The sequence below is a fragment of the Dechloromonas denitrificans genome (genome assembly GCF_020510665.1).
In the GTDB taxonomy this organism is placed as follows: domain Bacteria; phylum Pseudomonadota; class Gammaproteobacteria; order Burkholderiales; family Rhodocyclaceae; genus Azonexus; species Azonexus denitrificans_B.
In genome coordinates, this window is the sequence record NZ_CP075187.1 from 1,255,685 (window position 1) to 1,272,999 (window position 17,315).

Sequence of the window (17,315 nt, forward strand, 5' to 3'; positions counted from 1 at the left end):
CCATCTCAGAACTTGGCCTGCATACCGAGCGTGACGGTGCGCGGCGCACCCGGCGTAATCCAGTAAACGTCGTAGGAGCTGGCGTAGTAGGTCTTGTCGAACAGGTTGTCGATATCCAGCGAGAAGCGCAGGGTCTTGTTCGGCTTCCAGTAGGCCATCGTGCGCACCGTCGTGTAGCTCGGCAGTTCGAAGCTGTCGAGCGAGTTGCCGGCACGCTTGCCGACGTAGGTGGCGCCTGCCCCGAAGCCGTAGCGTCCGGCGCTGAAGCCGTCCTCATACATGGCCAGCGCACTGCCGCTCTGCTTCGGCACGTTGATCAGGCGGGCACCAACCAGGGCAGCGTTGTTGTCCTTGGTGATCTCGGCGTCAATGAAGGCGTAGTTGGCAAGAACGCGCACCTTGTCGGTCACTTGGCCCGAGAAGTCGAATTCAATGCCCCGGCTGCGCGCTTCGCCAGCGGCGATGGAGAACCCTGCGTTGGCCGGGTCATTGGTTAACACATTTTTTTTGTCGATTTCGAAGACTGACATCGTGCCGCCGTAGCGCTTGTCCAGTGATTCGTACTTCACACCGATTTCTTTGGATTTGCCACGCTCCGGCGCAAAGGCCTGGTTGCCGGCATCGATGCTGTTATTGGCCCGGAAAGATTCACTGGTCAGCGCGTAAACCGACAGGGTCGGCGTCGCCAGCCAGGTCAAGCCCAGGCGCGGCGTCGTAACGCCATGCTCCTGTTCGGTCTGCTTGCCATTACTGCGGTTATCGATTTCCTGGTGGAAACGGTCATGACGCAAGCCAACGAGCAAACGCCAGTCCGTTGCGAAGGCGATTTGGTCCTGCAGGAAAAAGCCTGTGTTGTTCTGAGTTTCCAGCGTATTGGTTGGCGTCGTGTTCAAGGCAAGCGGCGTTTGCCCATAGACCGGGTTGTAGATATTCAGACCGTAGGTGCTTGTTGACCGTCCGCGCTTCATCACCTGGTCAAGTTCAAAACGGTAGCTGTCGATACCTGCCAATACCTCGTGCTTGATCGAACCGGTGGCGAATTTGCCGTGGACTTCACCCTGGAAAGACAGGTCGGTAGAGCTGTAGTCCCGGTAGCGTCGTTCACGCTCGATGATCGGCGCACCGGCCGTCGTCCAGCGGATGCTTCCCGCCGTGCGCGGGCTGGCTTCGGTCGAATAGCCCTCCAGGCTGGTCGTGCGGTAGGCAAGGCCGGCTTTGGCCTTCCAGTCGCTGGAAAACTCGTGCTCGACGGTCAGGTTGTGGGTCTTGTTGTCGATGGTCACGTCGCCATCGTTCGGTTCGCCCAGGAAACGGTCGCGCGGAATGCTGCCTACCTTGCCGTTGATAGCGATGACGCCGCGATCCATCGGTGTTTTCTGGCGCAGTGCCTCAAAGTCGTAATTGACGACCGTGCTCGGGGTCAGCAGCCAGGTGAAGGACGGCGCGATCAGGTAGCGCTGGCTGTCGATATGGTCGCGGAAGCTGCCCTTGTCCTCGTAGGCCATGTTCAGACGATAGGCCAGCGTGTCGGTAAGGGGGGCGGTGGAATCGATCAGTGTTCGATAGCTGTCGTAGCTGCCCGCATACAGTTCCACGGCATGGCCGGCCTTGAACTGCGGCTTCTTGGTCACGATGTTCAGGATGCCGCCCGGCTCACTGCCGCCGTAAAGCGCCGAGGCTGGTCCTTTGATCACTTCCAGACGCTCGACGTTGGCCATGTCGCGCGGCGCGTTGTAGCCGCGATTGCCGGCAAAGCCGTTGCGCAGGAAATTGGCGCCGGTGTTCGGGTCGCCCGCAAAACCGCGAATCGAGAAGTTGTCCCACAGGCCGCCGAAACTGTTCTGGCGATTGACGCCGCTGACGTAATCGTAGGCTTCTTCGAGCCGCACCGCGCCGATGTCGTCAATGGCCTGTCGCGGCACGACGCGCACGGCCTGCGGCACTTCGCGGAGCGGCGTCTCGGCGCGGGCGACGCCGGCTTCGTCGCTGTAATAGCGCCGGCCTTCGCTGCGGCCGACGACCTGGACTTCCTGAAGTTGCACCTCCTGGGCATGAGCCGGCAGCGCGAAGGCGGCAAGAATGGCAATTGTTACAGCGCGGTATTTGAAATTGGGGTGGTCCATGACTTTCCTAAGTGGCGAGTTATGTTTGATTGATCAAAATTCGTTCTGCAGGCATTTGTAGCCCTGCACCAGCTCGTGATTGGTGCGCACGACGTCCTCGGAAAACTCCGTGGCCTGCGCCGTAACGCGGGGCATGGCGGCGAGGTCGGTGCGCGGGCCGATGCGCTCGGTGGATGGCACATAGAAACCCGCCGGCAGATGGGCGCCATCGACCACCGCGTTGTGGCGGACGACGCTGCCATCGCCGACGGTGCAGTTGAACAGCACGCTGTTGAAGCCGATGAAGACGTTGTTGCCGACCACGCAGGGGCCATGGACGATGGAGCGATGGGCAATCGAGGTGTGCTCACCGATATCGACCAGGGCGCCGGACTTGGAATGGATGACGACGCCGTCCTGGATGTTGGAATGGGCGCGAATGCGGATCGGCTCCAGGCCGCCTTCGGCATTGACCTCGTCGGCACGGATCACGGCGTAGGGGCCGACGAAGACGTTTTCCTCGATGATGACCTTGCCGCAGATGATGGCGGTCTGGTCGACGTAGGCGGATTCGTGGATCTGCGGCAGGTCGCCACGCGGGTTCTTGCGGATCATGGTTCAGGTGATTTTGAGTAGAGGGGGCAATATGTTTCGGCTTACCGAACAAGCGTGGAGACTTGTCACGCTTAAGCCTCAGTTTTTCGCAGGCGTGAAACTCGCGCGCCAACTTCGTCGAGAATCCACTTTGGCACATGAATTCCGCCAACAACAGCAACGGAATGAGCCTCCTCGAACCAGTCAGGATTGAGTTCCTCCCCAGCCATCGGGTCGAAACGGAAGGTGTTTGGATTGGCTGCATGGCATGTCTCAAACATGCTGAGTGTCGAGCCACCATGGTCATTAACCAGAATGACGACATCGCAGCGCTGGGCCAGGAGTAAGCCCTCTGCCTGGCGGTCATGACTGTCACTGCATACGGTATCGACAATATGAATCGGCATTTTCAGCGCATTCAGATCGTTCATGAATGCAGTCCACAGCGCCACATTGGCCGTAACCTGACCCAGGCAGGCCCAGTTGCGTCCAGGCACCTGTAGCTGTGCGTGCAACTCGCTTACCATTTCTCCAATAACACCAACCTGGCCAGCCGCCTCAGCAGCAGATTTGGCGAATTCACAATGATGATTACCGGGCTTGCCGAACAGAATCAGGTCGTAGCCAGCCTCAACGAGCATGCGTGCACGGTTGTCACTATTGGCGATGAAGGGGCAGGTGAAATCCAGTATCCGGGCATTCCCGGCTTGTGCGCTTGGTTCGACGGTGCCGTGGTGCCCAAGGGCGAGGCGGTTGGTGGTGACGTCGCCCAATTTGTCGATCACCTCCACTTGCTCCAGACCGGGATAAGTCTGGACGAGTAAGGCGTCCCGTCGGCGAACCAGTTCCAGCGGATCCCAGCGACGGGCTTCCGGTTTGGGTGACCAGCGATGGGTTGCCTGAAGTGCGTCATTGGTCGTCGCTTTAGCAATCCGTTTCATGGCGAGATCAATACCCCAGCAGTAAGCAATTGTTGCAACCTGCACTTCGAGGTTGGCAACGCTTTTCAAAAATTCAGAATTCGGGTTCATGTTTTTCCTATCGGGAAAGAAAACTGGGGTTATTTCCAAAAACGCGCATAAGCCAGGTGCGCGATGGAACCGGCCAGCATGGGCACAAAGAAGCAGCTCAGAAATTTGAATAAGGCAAAACGGGGGCTGATCAAGGCTGATTCGAGCAGGATCATCCGTACGCCCCACATCGACCAGGCGGTCACCAGCGCTACAAGGGTGCCGATGCCAGCGCCTGCCTGTTGGATCAAGCCGACCAGTGGAAACATGGTCATCGGCCCGCCAGGAGCCAGAATGCCGGCAATGCTGCCGACAACGATGCCGCGCCAGCCTGATTCGTTACCGATCCAGTCCAGCAAAACTTCCTTGGGTACAAGTTGCGTGAACAGCCCGGCAATGACAAAGGTCAGGAGCATGATTGGCAAGACATCAACTGCCATCCTGCCGCCTTCGAGCAGACCTCCGCTCAGTAGCGCAGGGTCACGACGCCATGCCAGCCAAACCAGAATTATTGCAATGCTGCCAAGAATGAGGATTACGGGCTTCATCGCGTCAGAAATCCGACTTCAGCGAGACAGAGAATGCCCGCCCGGTTTCGAGTAACGGGTTGGTCATCGAGATGGGATAGCGGATATCCTCAACCGTGGTTGCCAGCCGATAAGTGCGGTCGAAAACATTGCTGATCCCCACGCTGAGAACCGTCCGCCCGTCACGATTCAACCAGCGGCCCATATCCTTGCTCCAGTAAAGGTCAAAAACCGCATAGCCGCCCGTTGGTCTTTCCGCCGTTGTGTTGACATCGTGCTTGCCGCGTGCCCAGCGCATGATGGGTTCAAGTTGCCCATTTCCACCCAGCTCAGCCTGCAAGCCCAAACGTCCGTTAAGCGGCGGCAGGTAGGACAGCGGCTGATTGGTTTGTGAGTCCGTGCCGCGCAGGTAGGCAAGGTCAAAATAGGCTTGAACTGACCGATTGATTTGCCAGCCGCCATCGACCTCGATGCCACGAACCCGGGCGCTGCCCACATTCTGGTTTTGAAAGGAAGCAAGGCCATTAAAGGTGATCGGCACACGGACGATGAAATCGGTGTAACGGCTATCGAAAAGGGTGATGTCCAGGCGTTTGCCCGCCCCGCTGTAGCGGGTACCTATTTCCAGCGTCTTGCCCTCTTCGGGCCGCAACTCGGGGTTCGGTACGTTGTAGCCAGTGCCCTGGCGACTGGAACCAAAGCTCTCGATAGTCGATGGCACGCGGAACGAGGTGCCGACTCCGCTCCATAGCGTGAGATTGTCGTTCCAGTGGTAGGCCAGGCTGACCTCCCCGGTCAGCGGCTGATCTGTCCGCTCGCGGTTGCGCTCATAAGCGGATTGCAGTGTCGGCGAAATGATGGGGCTGGTTTCAGTTCGGCTTTTTACGTAATCCGCTCGCCCCCCCAGCTTTGCCGACCACGCATCCGAGAAGACATAATCGAGTTGGGCGAACAGCCCGACATTGGTCTGTTCGGCATCCGGCGAGTTCTGGCTGATGGGCGTAATGACTGTCTTGCCCGTGCTCAGCGTTGTGACTTCCGAACCGGACTGAGCTCCTTTCCGCATTTCATGGAAAAAATCCGTACCGAAAGTCAGCATATGCGGGCCAAGAGGCATCAGTGCCGAGAGTTTTCCGCCATACACGATGGGGCCGTCGACGATGTTCTCGGAAACCGTCAGCTTGTTTTTTTGCGTGCGGTTCTCCGTCGTCAGCCGCGAATACAGGCTGCGCACGTACAGGCTTGCGTTGAGTTGCTCCACGCCCCAGTCTTCCTGGCGACCTGAATAAGCCAGGCGGGCATAGCGCTCACGCAGTGGGTCTTCGCGTTGGACGACCAGCGGCGAACCAGGTGCACCGCCAATCCCGCCGGCTCGACCGCTCTCCGTATCGGCCGCCTTGAGCGTCAATTCAAGGCGGTGCCCGGGCTGAAGTTGATAACCGGCGCGCAAATCAAACTGGCCAACGGTGAAATCGCTATTGGGAACAGTACCTTCCGGCGACGAAAAATTCCCTGCCGTCCGGTAGCTCACGCCTACCAGCGCATCCAGGCCATTGCCCATGGCCTGCCCTTCGAGCCGGACCGATTTCATGTCGCTGGCGCTGTTGTACTCCAGCGCCCGGAGCAAAGGGGTAAACGTAAGCGGGCCGTTGACATCACCCTTGGCCCGGCGAGTGATGACGTTAATTACGCCAACCATCGCATCCGGCCCGTAGAAAGCTGACCCTGGGCCGCGTAACACCTCTATTCGCTCGATCTGGTTGGGGTCGATCAGGTTGAATTCGAGTGTATTGCGCCCGCGAAAGCGCTCACCATCAACCAGCAGCAAGGTGCGCGGCGTATTTGAATTGAACCCGCGCATCACGATCTGGCCACCTAGCCCGCCGGAACGTGAATAGGAGACACCCGGAACGTCCTGCAAAACAGACTGCACGTTGGCGAGAGAACGGGTATCCAACGTGTCGGCGGAGATGCGCTTGATTTCGCTCTGGCCAGCACTCACCGTCACTGTGGGTAGCTCGGCAGTACGCTCGGCTGGGGCCACGTTGGAGGCTGCCTGCTTGGCACGTGCTGACCCAGAATCATCTGCGAATACGCCAGATGGTGCCAACAAAGCAATGGCACCAAGCACCGTAGCCGTCAATTTGCGCGGTTGAAAACAGGCATTTGTTGCCCGAGGGAGATATCTTTGCATGGTCAAATCCTTAAACTTGACCGTCTGCACGCGCAAAGATGACCGGCACCGACCCATGGTCGACGCATCGCTGTCACCATCCGCAACCCCGCAGACGATCCATTGCATACGCTGTGCCGATTTCTCGTACAGCAGGAATGCAGCAGGCCGGTCTCCGGGCTCGCCAGGTTTGCTACATCGCCTTCCCACGCCATCCGCACGCGTCCGGTTGGACGCCACGTCATGGCGCAGTGGCCGGTGAATCGTTGATTCACCATGATGTAGCCGCACTGGCTTACCGTTGCGGGGGCAGCCGAGGCATTGCGATCATCGCTGATCGCGCACCTCGTTCCCGTTTCACCCGTTTCGTTACCGAAACAGGCACCTGATGCAAGGGGTGACACCTTTGAAAACAGTCGGGCTGTGTCATTGCCTGAGTCGACAGTTTTTTGTGCCGATGCATCAATAAAGACGTATCGGGACGGACGAATAATACGTGTCACCAGACTAGGAGGCAATTTGTACCTGCTTGTCGATACCGGATTGATCAAGCGCCTGCTCCAGCAAACTCCGCACTGCAGCATCGGCCCAGTCCTGCTGTATGGCGGGTGAAAATACGATATCGCCTGGCAGAATCAGGCCCATTTTCGGGTTGACCGCATCTTCGCGAAAACACTGGGCGTAGCCGGTTTCGGTTTCATGGACGATGACCGAGTGCAGGCGCACGTCGGCCTCGCCGTTGGTCTTCTCGGTCATGTCCAGCAAGCGGTCGATCAGCAAGAAGAACAGCCGTGAGAATTGCTCCGCACTGGGCGAGACGGGAATGAGAATCCAGCGCTCGGAAAAGCGCTGGCAGGCGGCGATGTAGTCCGGGTCGTCGCCCGACCAGAGGGCGACGGCGTGGTCGAAGGCATCGATCAGCGTGCGCGGGCCGTGTTTCAGCAGGCCGAAGTCGTAGACCATTTGGCCGTGGTCGAGCGCGTGGGCTTCGAGCAGTAGTTCGACTTTGTACGAGTGGCCGTGGATCGAATGCGAGCAACGCCGCGTGCTGCAGCCGCGCACGATGTGGGCGTTCTCGAACTTGAACAGTTTGCGGATCAGCATGCTGCCTCGCTGCCGGGCGGCTGCGCTTCCTGCCGCAGCCGGGCGATGACTTCGGCCAGCGGCAAGCTGCCAAGGTCTTCGCCGGCCCGCGTGCGCAGTGCGACGCGACCCTCGGCTTTTTCCTTGTCGCCGACGACGAGCAGGTAAGGCATTTTCTGCAGTGTGTATTCACGGATCTTGTAGCCGATCTTTTCGTTGCGCAGATCGATCGCGGCACGTAGCCCGGCCTTTTTCAAGACTTTCAGCACGCTTTGCGCATAGTCGGCCTGCCCTTCGCTGATATTCAGCACGACGGCTTGCTGCGGTGCCAGCCAGAGCGGAAAGAGGCCGCTGTAATGCTCAATCAGGATGCCGGTGAAGCGCTCCAGTGAACCGAACAGCGCCCGGTGCAACATGACGGGACGTTCGCGTTCGCCCTGTTCGCTGATGTAGCTGATGTCGAAGCGCTCGGGCAGGTTGAGGTCGACCTGCAGCGTGCCGCATTGCCAGTCGCGGCCGATGGCGTCGCGCAGCACGAATTCCAGCTTCGGGCCGTAGAAGGCGCCTTCGCCGGGATTGATCCGGTATTCGATGCCCATCCGGTCGAGCGCCCCGGACAGCGCGCCTTCGAGCTGGTCCCAGGTGTCGTCGCTGCCGATGCGGTTGGCCGGTCGGGTGGATAGCTTGACGGCGACATCGTCGAAGCCGAAATCGCGGTAGATGGCGAAGACCAGGGCGATGGTGCTCGCGCATTCGTCCTGCATCTGGGTCGGTGTGCAGAAGATGTGCGCGTCATCCTGGGTGAAATGGCGCACGCGCAGCAGACCGTGCAATGCGCCGGACGGTTCGTAGCGATGTACCTTGCCGAATTCGGCCATGCGCAGCGGCAGGTCGCGGTAGCTTTTCAGCCCCTGAGCAAAGAGGGAAACGGCGCCCGGGCAGTTCATCGGCTTGAGGGCGAAGACGCGCTCGTCCTCGGTGGTCGTCGTGAACATCGCCTCGCGGTAGTTGAACCAGTGGCCGGAAGTTTCCCACAGGCTGCGGTCCATCACGTCGGGCGTATTGACCTCGACATAATCGGCGCGCTCCTGCTGCGTGCGCATGTAGCCGATCAGTTGCTGGAACAGGGTCCAGCCTTTCGGGTGCCAGAACACCGAACCGGGCGCGCAGTCGTCGAAATGGAACAGGTCAAGCTGGGCACCGAGCTTGCGGTGATCGCGCTTGCCGGCTTCTTCTAGGCGAGTCAGATAGCCCTTGAGCGCCTTGGCATCCGGCCAGCAGGTGCCGTAGATACGCTGCAGCATGGCGTTTTTGGCATCGCCGCGCCAATAGGCGCCGGCCACCTTGGTCAGCTTGAAGGCCTGCAGCTTGCCGGTGCTCGGCACATGCGGGCCACGACAGAGGTCTTCGAAATCGCCCTGGGCATACAGCGACAAGGTTTCGCCTTCGGGGATGGTGCGGATCAGTTCGGCCTTGTAGGACTCGCCGAGTTGCTCGAAATGGGCGATGGCTGCGTCGCGCGGCAGTTCGCGCCGGCTGAGCGGCAGATCGGCGGCGGCGAGTGCCTGCATGCGGGCTTCGATCTGAGCCAGATCGTCGGGGGTGAAAGGGCGCTCGAAAGCGAAGTCGTAGAAAAAGCCATCCTCGATCACCGGGCCAATGGTGACCTGGGCGCTCGGATAAAGCTGTTTGACGGCCATGGCCAGCAAATGGGCGCAAGAATGGCGGAGGATTTCCACACCTTCCGGGTCGCGGGCGCTAATCAGGCTGAGGCTGGTATCCCGGTCGAGGACAAAAGCGGTGTCAACCAACCGACCATCGACCCGGCCGGCCAGGGCGGCCTTGGCCAGACCGGGGCCGATGTCGGCAGCCAGTTCGGCGATGCTGACTGCTTGCGGAAAAGTACGTTGGCTGCCATCGGGCAGCGTGATGATGGGCATATTTTAGGGGCTCTTGATGTTGTCAGTGGGGGTGCCCGTGCTGGCCGGCGGGACGGGATCGAGCCCGCCGGGATGCCAGGGGTGGCAGCGGCCGATACGGCGCAGGGCCAGCCAGCCGCCACGGCGCATGCCATGGACTTGCAGTGCTTCCTGGGCGTAGTGGGAGCAACTGGGATGAAACCGGCAGCGCGGGCCGAGCAGCGGGCTGATTAACAACTGATAGCCGCGAATGATCAACTGGAGGCCACGGGTCAGCAGGCGTGTCATACCACGGGCTCCGCGTGCAGGCGATGCCAGGTGGTGCCGGCCGCCTTGTCCTCGATCCCGATGCCCTGCGCGGCGAGTTCGTGACGCAGGGCATCGGCACGGGCGAAATCACGCGCTGCACGGGCAGCTTGCCGGGCTGCAATCAGGGTTTCGATGTGTTCGGGGCTCGGGCCGCTGGTTTGCACAGCCGCCATGCCCCCTTGCTGCCGCCACTGGGATGGGTCGGCTTGCAACAGACCGAGCAAGTCGGCACCGTCACGCAGCGTGGCGTGCAGGCGTGATTGCTCGTCCGGATCGGTACATTTACGCAGGGCGCTGGCGGTTTCGTGCAGACAGGCGAGTGCCAGCGGCGTGTTCAGGTCATCGGCCAGCGCCGCTTCGACGGCTTCGGCACGCACTTTGGGTGGCGCGCTGCCGGTGGCTGGCAGGCTACCGTACAGGCGGTCGAGCGCTGCCCGTGCCTGATCGAGTGCGGTCAGCGAAAAGTCTAGCGGCTTGCGGTAGTGACCGGCGAGCAAGGCGTAGCGGATGACTTCGCCCGGGTAATGCTGCAGCAGGTCGCGCACGGTGCGGAAGTTGCCCAGCGATTTCGACATCTTTTCGCCGTCGACCGTGACATAGCCGTTGTGCAACCAGTAGCGGCAGTACTGGCCACCATGGGCTCCTTCGCCTTGGGCGATCTCGTTTTCATGGTGGGGAAAAATCAGGTCCTGGCCACCGCCGTGAATGTCGATCGACGGCCCGAGGTGGGTGTTGATCATCGCCGTGCATTCGATGTGCCAGCCGGGACGGCCGAAGCCCCAGGGACTGTCCCAGCCCGGCTGTGCCGCGGTCGACGGCTTCCACAGCACGAAATCAGCTGGGTCGCGCTTGTAGGGCGCGACTTCGATCCGCGCACCGGAAATCATGTCCTCGCGGTTGCGGCCGGAGAGTTTGCCGTAATCCGGCAACGACGGAACGTGAAAAAGGACGTGACCTTCGGCGGCGTAGGCATGGCCGCGCTCGATCAAGCGCTCGATCAAGGCGATCATCTGCGGTACATGGTCGGTCGCCCAGGGTTCGATACTCGGTGCCAGGGCGTTCAGCTGCGTCATGTCGGCGCGGTAGGCGGCGGCAAAACGCTCGGCCAGCACGCGGATAGCCTCACCGTTGGCGGCAGCGGCGGCGTTGATCTTGTCGTCCACGTCGGTGATGTTGCGGGCGTAGACCACCTGCGGAAAATGCCGCGACAGCAGCCGGTAGAGCACGTCGAAAACGACCACAGGGCGGGCGTTACCGATATGCACGTAGTTGTAGACGGTGGGGCCGCAGACATACATCGTGACGCGCTGTGGATCGGCCGGTACAAAAATATCCTTCTGCCGGGTCAGCGTGTTGTGCAGGCGGATGTTCATTTCATTCGCCCTTCGGCCACTAGCGCTTCCCGGCGCTCGCCGTCGAGCACCCCGCAGAACATGGCGAAGGCTTTTTCGATCAGGAGTTGATCAATGCCGCGGACGATGAACACCAGACGGCTGCGCTTGTCGTTGTAGGGCGCTTCAGCCGGCCACTCATCGAGTCGGGTATAGGGGTAGTTGGTGTGCTGGACGCATTGAACAACGCGCGGCTTGTCATCGCCGATCACATTGAGCAGGCCCTTGATGCGCAGGATGCGGTCGCCCATGCCCTGCAGCACCATGCTGATCGCGTCGACGAAACAGACCCATTGCAGCGGTTGGTCGAAAGTCAGCGCGAAGCTGTAGACCTCGGCATCGTGGCGGTCGACATCGTGATGGTGATGGTGGTGATGCTCGTGCGCCTTGCGGCGTTCCTCGCGGACCTTCTCCTCGGCCAGCCAGCCGGCGACATCCGGGGTCTTGCTGCCCGGATCGTAGAGGCCGCAGCCGGTAATCGAGGCCAGTGCAACTTCGCCACGGCGCACATAAATCTGCGCTGCGGCCGGATTGATCCGGCGCAAGGTCTGGCTGAGTTGCTCGATCTCCGGTCCTTCGGCCAGATCGCACTTGCTGAGCAGCAGACGGTCGGCCATCGCCACCTGCTTGACCGCTTCGGGGTGCTGCGCCAGTTGCCCGGCGGCATGCGTCGTATCGACGGCGGTCACGACACCGTCGATACGAAAGCGCTCGGCAATGAAAAAGTCTTCCATCAGCGTGAAGATCACCGGGGCCGGGTCGGCCAGGCCGGTGGTCTCGATGACCACGCGATTGATCGGGACGATTTTTCGATGCAGGCTCTTCATGAACAGATCGGTCAGGCTGCGCGTCAGATCGCCGCGCACGGTGCAGCAGATGCAGCCCGAGTCGAGCATGATCAGGTCTTCGTCGATTTTGCTCACTAAATGGTGGTCGACCGCAACACTGCCGAATTCGTTGATCAGCACCGCCGCCTTGGCCATTTCCGGCTGGCTGAGCAGGTGATTGAGCAGCGTCGTCTTGCCGGCGCCGAGAAAGCCGGTGAGCAGGGTGACAGGGATACGGTATTCAATGTCCTGAGCCTTCATCGCTTACTCCTCATTCCCCTCATTGATGACCCAGCGCGGAAACGGGTCTTCATAACGTCCCCAGGCTTCCGGCCCGGCGGCCAGTTCGGCGTCGTTCAGCAGGCAGGCATCGAAGGCCTGGCGCAGGGCGGCTTCATTCATTTCGATGCCGATCATCACCAGTTCCTGCTGGGCATCGCCGTAGGGCTCGGCCCAGCGTTGCATGATGATCTGGCGGTTTTCCTCGTCCTGCGGCCATTCCGCCTCAGGTACGGCAACCCACCACAAGCCGCCCAGTTCGTGCCGGGTTACCGGGCCGGCTTGCGACCAGCTACCGACCAGGCCGGGGCGTGAGGCCAGCCAGAAATAGCCTTTCGAGCGGATGACGCCCGGCCACTCCTGGTTGATCCAGAGATGGAAGCCCGCCGGATGGAAAGGCCGGCGCGCGTGATAGACGAAGCTCGAAATGCCGTATTCCTCGGTTTCCGGAATGTGCTCTCCGCGCAACTCCTGCAGCCAGCCCGGCGCATCCGCCGCCTGTTCGAAATCGAAGCGACCGGTGTTCAGGATGCGTTCGAGCGGCACCTCGCTGAATCGGGCATGGACGATATCGGCCCGTGGATTGAGCGTTTGCAGGATGGCTTCGAGACGGGCGACATCTTCCAGCGGCATGAGATCGGTCTTGTTGAGGACAATGACGTCACAGAACTCGACCTGTTCGACCAGCAGATTGACCACCGTGCGCTGGTCGTCTTCGCCCAGGCTTTCGCCCCGGTCGGCGATGTAGTCCTGCGAGCTGTAGTCGCGCAGAAAGTTGAAACCATCGACGACGGTGACCATGGTGTCCAGCCGTGCAATATCCGACAGGCTGGTGCCGTCCTCGTCGCGGAAGGTAAAGGTCTCGGCGACCGGCAGCGGTTCGGCAATGCCGGTCGATTCGATGAGCAGGTAATCGAAGCGTTTTTCCTTGGCCAGGCGGGCGATTTCGATCAGCAGGTCTTCGCGCAGCGTGCAGCAGATGCAGCCGTTGCTCATCTCGACCATCTTTTCCTCGGCGCGCGACAATTCGGCACCGCCTTCGGCAACCAGCCGGGCGTCGATGTTGACCTCGGACATGTCATTGACGATGACCGCGACGCGCAAGCCCTGACGATTATTAAGGACATGGTTGAGCAGGGTGGTCTTGCCGGCACCGAGAAAGCCGGACAGGACGGTAACGGGAAGGCGAGGGTCGATTTTGTGGGCTTGGCTTGTCATTTTTTTTGGGGGGATCATCGAGTGCCGGAGCAGCACCGCGAAAGACGCTTTCCAGTCGGGTTAACATAGAGGCTTCTGGATACATGAAATGCAATGTTATAACATTGCATTTGCACCACCAAGGCAAAATTTATGAGCACCCCTGTTTCCGACGTTGAGTGTCAGCCATCAAATGGTGGCAATGCCGCTGCCCTTGATCGGGCCGAAGCTGCCTGCCGCGCACGAGGTGCCAGCCTGACGGCGATCCGCCGCGAGGTGCTGGATCTGCTTTACGGCAGTCCGACCGGTGTCAAGGCTTACGATCTACTGGCCCGGATCAAGGAAGCCCGCCCCGGTGCTTCGCCGCCGACCGTCTATCGCGCACTGGATTTCCTGATCGAGCAGGGTCTGGCGCACAAGATCGGTCGGATGAATCTCTTTGTGGCCTGCCGGCACACCTCGCATCAGATTCCCAGTCTGTTTCTGGTCTGTCCGAAATGCAGCGGGGTGACCGAATTGCAGGAGCAGTCGGTGATGAGTGCGCTGTCGACCAGCCTGGCCGCAGCCGGGCATCGTCTGGAAAGTCCGGAGGTCGAAATCAGTGCGCTGTGTCCGAAGTGTGTTGGCGTCGCATAGATACTCACTCGCGAACTTAGGTGGATTGAAATTGATCCAGGATGGTTGAGATTTCTTGGGTCGCAAGAGGCCGTCCAAACAGCCAGCCCTGCAGAATATGACAGCCGCTATCGTTTAATAGCGTAGCCTGCTCGGTTGTTTCGACCCCCTCGGCGACAATTTCCAGGCCCAGTTGCTGGCCAATCGCAATGATGGTTCGGGCGATCGCCAGCTCTTCCGGAATCCGGGTAATGTTGCGGACGAATGAACGGTCTATTTTCAGGCGATTAATTGGCAGACGAGAGAGGCTGGCCAATGCGGAATAGCCGGTCCCGAAATCATCCATGGCCAGGCGGACTCCCATTTTTCGGAGTCGATGCAGTGCATCGGGAATGGCGGAGTGGCGATCGATATAGAGGCTCTCGGTTAGTTCCAGGATCAATGAACTGGGTGGCAAGCCACTTTCGGCCAGCGCTTCGGCGACCCGTTCCGGAAAATTCCCGGCATGAAGTTGACGAACTGAGACATTGACTGAAATCGACAACTTGTTGTCGGGGTCAAATTGCTCATGCCATGCCTGCATCTGTTTGCATGCCTGACGTAGCACCCAGTCGCCGAGCGGTACGATCAGGCCGGTTTCCTCAGCCAGTGGAATGAATTCTGCTGGTGCGATCGGGCCGTCGCTGTGAGGCCAGCGGATCAGGGCTTCGAAACCATTGAGTCGATTGCCGTTCTGGTTGGAGACAACCGGTTGGTACTGGAGTTCAAAATTACCTTCACTCATTGCCCGGCGCATTTTCAATTCAAGCGAGAGATGCTGCTCTACCTTGGCGCCCAAGCTTTCGTCGTAAAAATGGTAACCCCCTCGCTCTGTCTGCTTGGCTGCATACATGGCGCTATCACCCTGTTTTATCAAGCTGTCCGGATCGATCGCTGAGCCAGGATGGATGGCGATGCCAATCGAGCACCCCGTCTGCAGGTGATGTTCGGGCAAGATGATCGGCTCGGCCAGGCTGCCGTTAATCTTGCGAGCAATCGCTGCAGCATCATTCGGATCGTTCAACTCACCAACCACCACAATAAATTCGTCCCCGCCAAGCCGGGCAACAAAATCGGTATCTCGCACGCAGGCCAGCAAACGTTGCCCGGTTTCTTTCAACACCAGGTCGCCAACTGCATGACCCAGCGAGTCGTTGATCGTCTTGAAACGATCCAGGTCGAGATAAAAAATTGCCAGCAGTGTCTGGTTGCGGCGGCTTTCGGCCAACATATGGGTCAAGCCAATGCGCAAGGCGGCGCGGTTGATCAGCCCGGTTAGCGGGTCGTGATATGCGAGGAACTGGATGTGCAGGAGCGCTTTGTTCAACCAGATTCCGACTGTGAGCCAGATCAGGCCGGCTAAGATGCCCCACAGGAATAATCCGGCCAACGCAATCTCGCTTAACGAGAAAGGTAGCGACAAACGCTGTTGAACGACCAGCAGCGGGCTGTTTTCCTGACTGTCCCAGCGTGTCGGTGCCTGGACAAACAGCGCTCCCTGGCGTGCAATACGGCCGATCACTTCCGGCTCCAGAGCAGATGCCTCGCCGGCCCCGGCCTCACCCAGTGAGGAGGCAACGACACGATTTCGCCAGACCAGATAAAGGCGTAAGTCTGGCTGGCTACCGGAGGTAAGCCAGGCATTATCAAGCGGAATCAGGCGGATTTTGCTTTGGCCATTGGCTTGTCTCAGGGTGGCGACCCGGTTGATTTGCTGACCGTCAGTTATTCGCCACGACAAGGCTACCTCGGAAGGACGGGCACCGGATTCAACGCTGAGCATACGCTGCCAGCCTAGATCGGCAGCATGGATGGTCTGGCCTGCATGGTGGGCCAGCGCCGCAAGTTGCCGGCTGGTCAAGCGCTCCATCTCGAAAAGATAGAATGCCGCACAGGCCAGTAATGAAAAGATGCCCGCCGTGGTCATCGCCAGCAACAGTCGCTTGCCAGCCTGGACTTCGCGGATGCCGGGTATGGGTAACAGGCGTTCTTCCTTGTTTTTTGCCGATTGATGAGCCTGGTCGTGCAATTTTTCAGCAATATCGGCGCTTGTCATCGCATGGATCCCCGTCGCTGTTGCCAAGCCCAGGCTGCTGCAGGGAGTAGCAGCATGCCCCCTTGTGCTGCGATTCCCTGCAAACTGGGCGAAATGCCAAGCCATGGCACCAGAGGAACCCAAGGCAGGTGCCGACTGCCGAAATGGCCAGCGGCTTGTAGTTCGATGATGCCTTGCCCCATGAAAACGATGGCCAGGCCATAGAGCAGCACGGCTGTGCCGACAAAGAACAACTGGAAGGGCAGTCGCAATGAAAGATGGCGAAGCGCCAGGTAAATGAATAACAAGATGGTCGATGCTGCGCCAATTCCAGCCGCTATTGCACCGCCGCTCCCTGAACTGCCAGCTGCCAACGCATGGTAAAACAGTACGGTTTCAGCACCCTCCCGATAGACCGCCAGACATGCAGCCCCTCCCAGGGCTAGTAGCGAGCCTTGGGACAGTGCGCTGTCAATCTGCCCGGCAATCCACGCTTGCCAGCGCTGCGCCTCGCGCTTTGAAAACAGCCAGAAACTAACGTAAAAGAGTACCGCTGCGGCCAGTAGCATGGTGATCCCTTCGACCACGGCACGTGAGGTACCGGCAGCCTGCAAGGCACCGGTTAGTGCCCAGCCAGTGAGTAGCGACAGCGGAATTGCGATGCCGACTCCGGCATAAAGCACCCAGATCCGGTCGCCACCGCCGGCCCGGCGCAGATAGGCGGCCAGGGCTCCGACCACCAGCATGGCCTCCACGCCTTCGCGTAACAGAATCAGCAATGATTTGATGAAAACCGGTAGAAAACCGTCGGCCTCTTCCTTGCCGTAAAGGGTGCCGGCCTCCTGCAGTTTGCCGCGCAGATCCAACCAGGACGCTTTAAGGTCGTCAACCGGGACGCCGCGCATTGCTTTGCCATTAACAATGCCGAACTGAACCTCCAGCTCGCTTTTCAGTCCAGGGGACTTAAGACCGAGATCGAGCTCCATGCCGGCACCTTCAAAAACCTCAAAATAGAGACTGGAAAATTCGGTGGCCGTGGGCAGGCGGTTGTTTGGCTCGTAACTGTCTATTGCCGAATCTCCGCGCCGGGTTATTTCGGCAACGACCGCAGCACCATCGGTGGCAGCACTGACGAGCGGGGTCGTGACCAGCAAGGTCAGGCCGAGAATGAGCAGGTTGAACAGGCGAAAAAGTGGCATGGCGATCTGTCGATGG

General features: G+C 59.8%; 14 protein-coding genes and 1 riboswitch. Of the genes, 1 reads left to right on the forward strand and 13 read right to left on the reverse strand.

Translation table 11 applies throughout. The annotated features are described in order from the left end of the window. Positions 1-5 precede the first annotated feature (5 nt). The 11 genes from KI614_RS05840 to zigA all read right to left on the reverse strand — a co-directional run bounded on the left by KI614_RS05840 (position 6) and on the right by zigA (position 13,432). Positions 6-2,123, reverse strand: a complete 2,118-nt coding sequence (locus KI614_RS05840) for a TonB-dependent siderophore receptor (RefSeq protein ID WP_226408515.1) — start codon at positions 2,121-2,123, stop codon at positions 6-8. Between the two features lie 33 nt (positions 2,124-2,156). Then, positions 2,157-2,717 (reverse strand): carbonate dehydratase, encoded by a 561-nt coding sequence (locus tag KI614_RS05845; protein ID WP_226408517.1) that lies wholly within the window; start codon positions 2,715-2,717, stop codon positions 2,157-2,159. Between the two features lie 71 nt (positions 2,718-2,788). Next, positions 2,789-3,727, reverse strand: a complete 939-nt coding sequence (locus KI614_RS05850) for a hypothetical protein (RefSeq protein ID WP_226408519.1) — start codon at positions 3,725-3,727, stop codon at positions 2,789-2,791. Between the two features lie 29 nt (positions 3,728-3,756). Continuing rightward, positions 3,757-4,254 carry a permease gene (locus KI614_RS05855; RefSeq protein ID WP_226408521.1) on the reverse strand — a complete coding sequence of 166 codons (498 nt, stop codon included), beginning with the start codon at positions 4,252-4,254 and terminating at the stop codon, positions 3,757-3,759. 4 nt (positions 4,255-4,258) lie between these two features. After that, complete coding sequence (locus KI614_RS05860) at positions 4,259-6,535, reverse strand: TonB-dependent receptor (RefSeq protein ID WP_226408523.1); 2,277 nt, start codon at positions 6,533-6,535, stop codon at positions 4,259-4,261. A 19-nt stretch (positions 6,536-6,554) separates the two neighbouring features. Then, positions 6,555-6,810: riboswitch (cobalamin riboswitch) on the reverse strand. A 103-nt stretch (positions 6,811-6,913) separates the two neighbouring features. Then, entirely contained in the window at positions 6,914-7,510 is a 597-nt protein-coding gene (locus KI614_RS05865) for a 6-pyruvoyl trahydropterin synthase family protein (RefSeq protein ID WP_226408525.1), read from the reverse strand. Continuing rightward, complete coding sequence (gene thrS, locus KI614_RS05870) at positions 7,504-9,429, reverse strand: threonine--tRNA ligase (protein WP_226408527.1); 1,926 nt, start codon at positions 9,427-9,429, stop codon at positions 7,504-7,506. Before thrS ends, KI614_RS05865 begins: the two co-directional genes overlap by 7 nt. Before the next feature lie 3 nt (positions 9,430-9,432). Continuing rightward, on the reverse strand, positions 9,433-9,696 hold the full coding sequence (gene yidD / locus KI614_RS05875) for a membrane protein insertion efficiency factor YidD (RefSeq protein ID WP_226408529.1): 264 nt from the start codon (positions 9,694-9,696) through the stop codon (positions 9,433-9,435). Beyond that, the gene (cysS, locus tag KI614_RS05880) at positions 9,693-11,090 is read right to left on the reverse strand and encodes a cysteine--tRNA ligase (RefSeq protein WP_226408531.1); all 1,398 of its coding nucleotides are present in this window, start codon (positions 11,088-11,090) and stop codon (positions 9,693-9,695) included. Before cysS ends, yidD begins: the two co-directional genes overlap by 4 nt. Next, complete coding sequence (locus KI614_RS05885; protein WP_226408532.1) at positions 11,087-12,196, reverse strand: CobW family GTP-binding protein; 1,110 nt, start codon at positions 12,194-12,196, stop codon at positions 11,087-11,089. The genes cysS and KI614_RS05885 overlap by 4 nt, the downstream gene beginning before the upstream one ends. Positions 12,197-12,199: 3 nt before the next feature. Beyond that, complete coding sequence (gene zigA / locus KI614_RS05890) at positions 12,200-13,432, reverse strand: zinc metallochaperone GTPase ZigA (protein ID WP_226408533.1); 1,233 nt, start codon at positions 13,430-13,432, stop codon at positions 12,200-12,202. 132 nt (positions 13,433-13,564) lie between these two features. Between zigA and KI614_RS05895 the strand changes: the two genes are divergently transcribed. Further along, a complete protein-coding gene (locus KI614_RS05895) occupies positions 13,565-14,047 on the forward strand; it encodes a transcriptional repressor (protein WP_226408534.1) in 483 nt (160 codons plus the stop codon). Positions 14,048-14,063: 16 nt separating this feature from the next. Here the strand turns inward: KI614_RS05895 and KI614_RS05900 are convergent, their stop codons facing one another. Beyond that, a complete protein-coding gene (locus tag KI614_RS05900) occupies positions 14,064-16,121 on the reverse strand; it encodes a putative bifunctional diguanylate cyclase/phosphodiesterase (RefSeq protein ID WP_226408535.1) in 2,058 nt (685 codons plus the stop codon). Beyond that, positions 16,118-17,299, reverse strand: coding sequence for an FTR1 family iron permease (locus KI614_RS05905; RefSeq protein ID WP_226408536.1), 1,182 nt, complete (start codon positions 17,297-17,299; stop codon positions 16,118-16,120). The genes KI614_RS05900 and KI614_RS05905 overlap by 4 nt, the downstream gene beginning before the upstream one ends. Between the last annotated feature and the right edge of the window lie 16 nt (positions 17,300-17,315).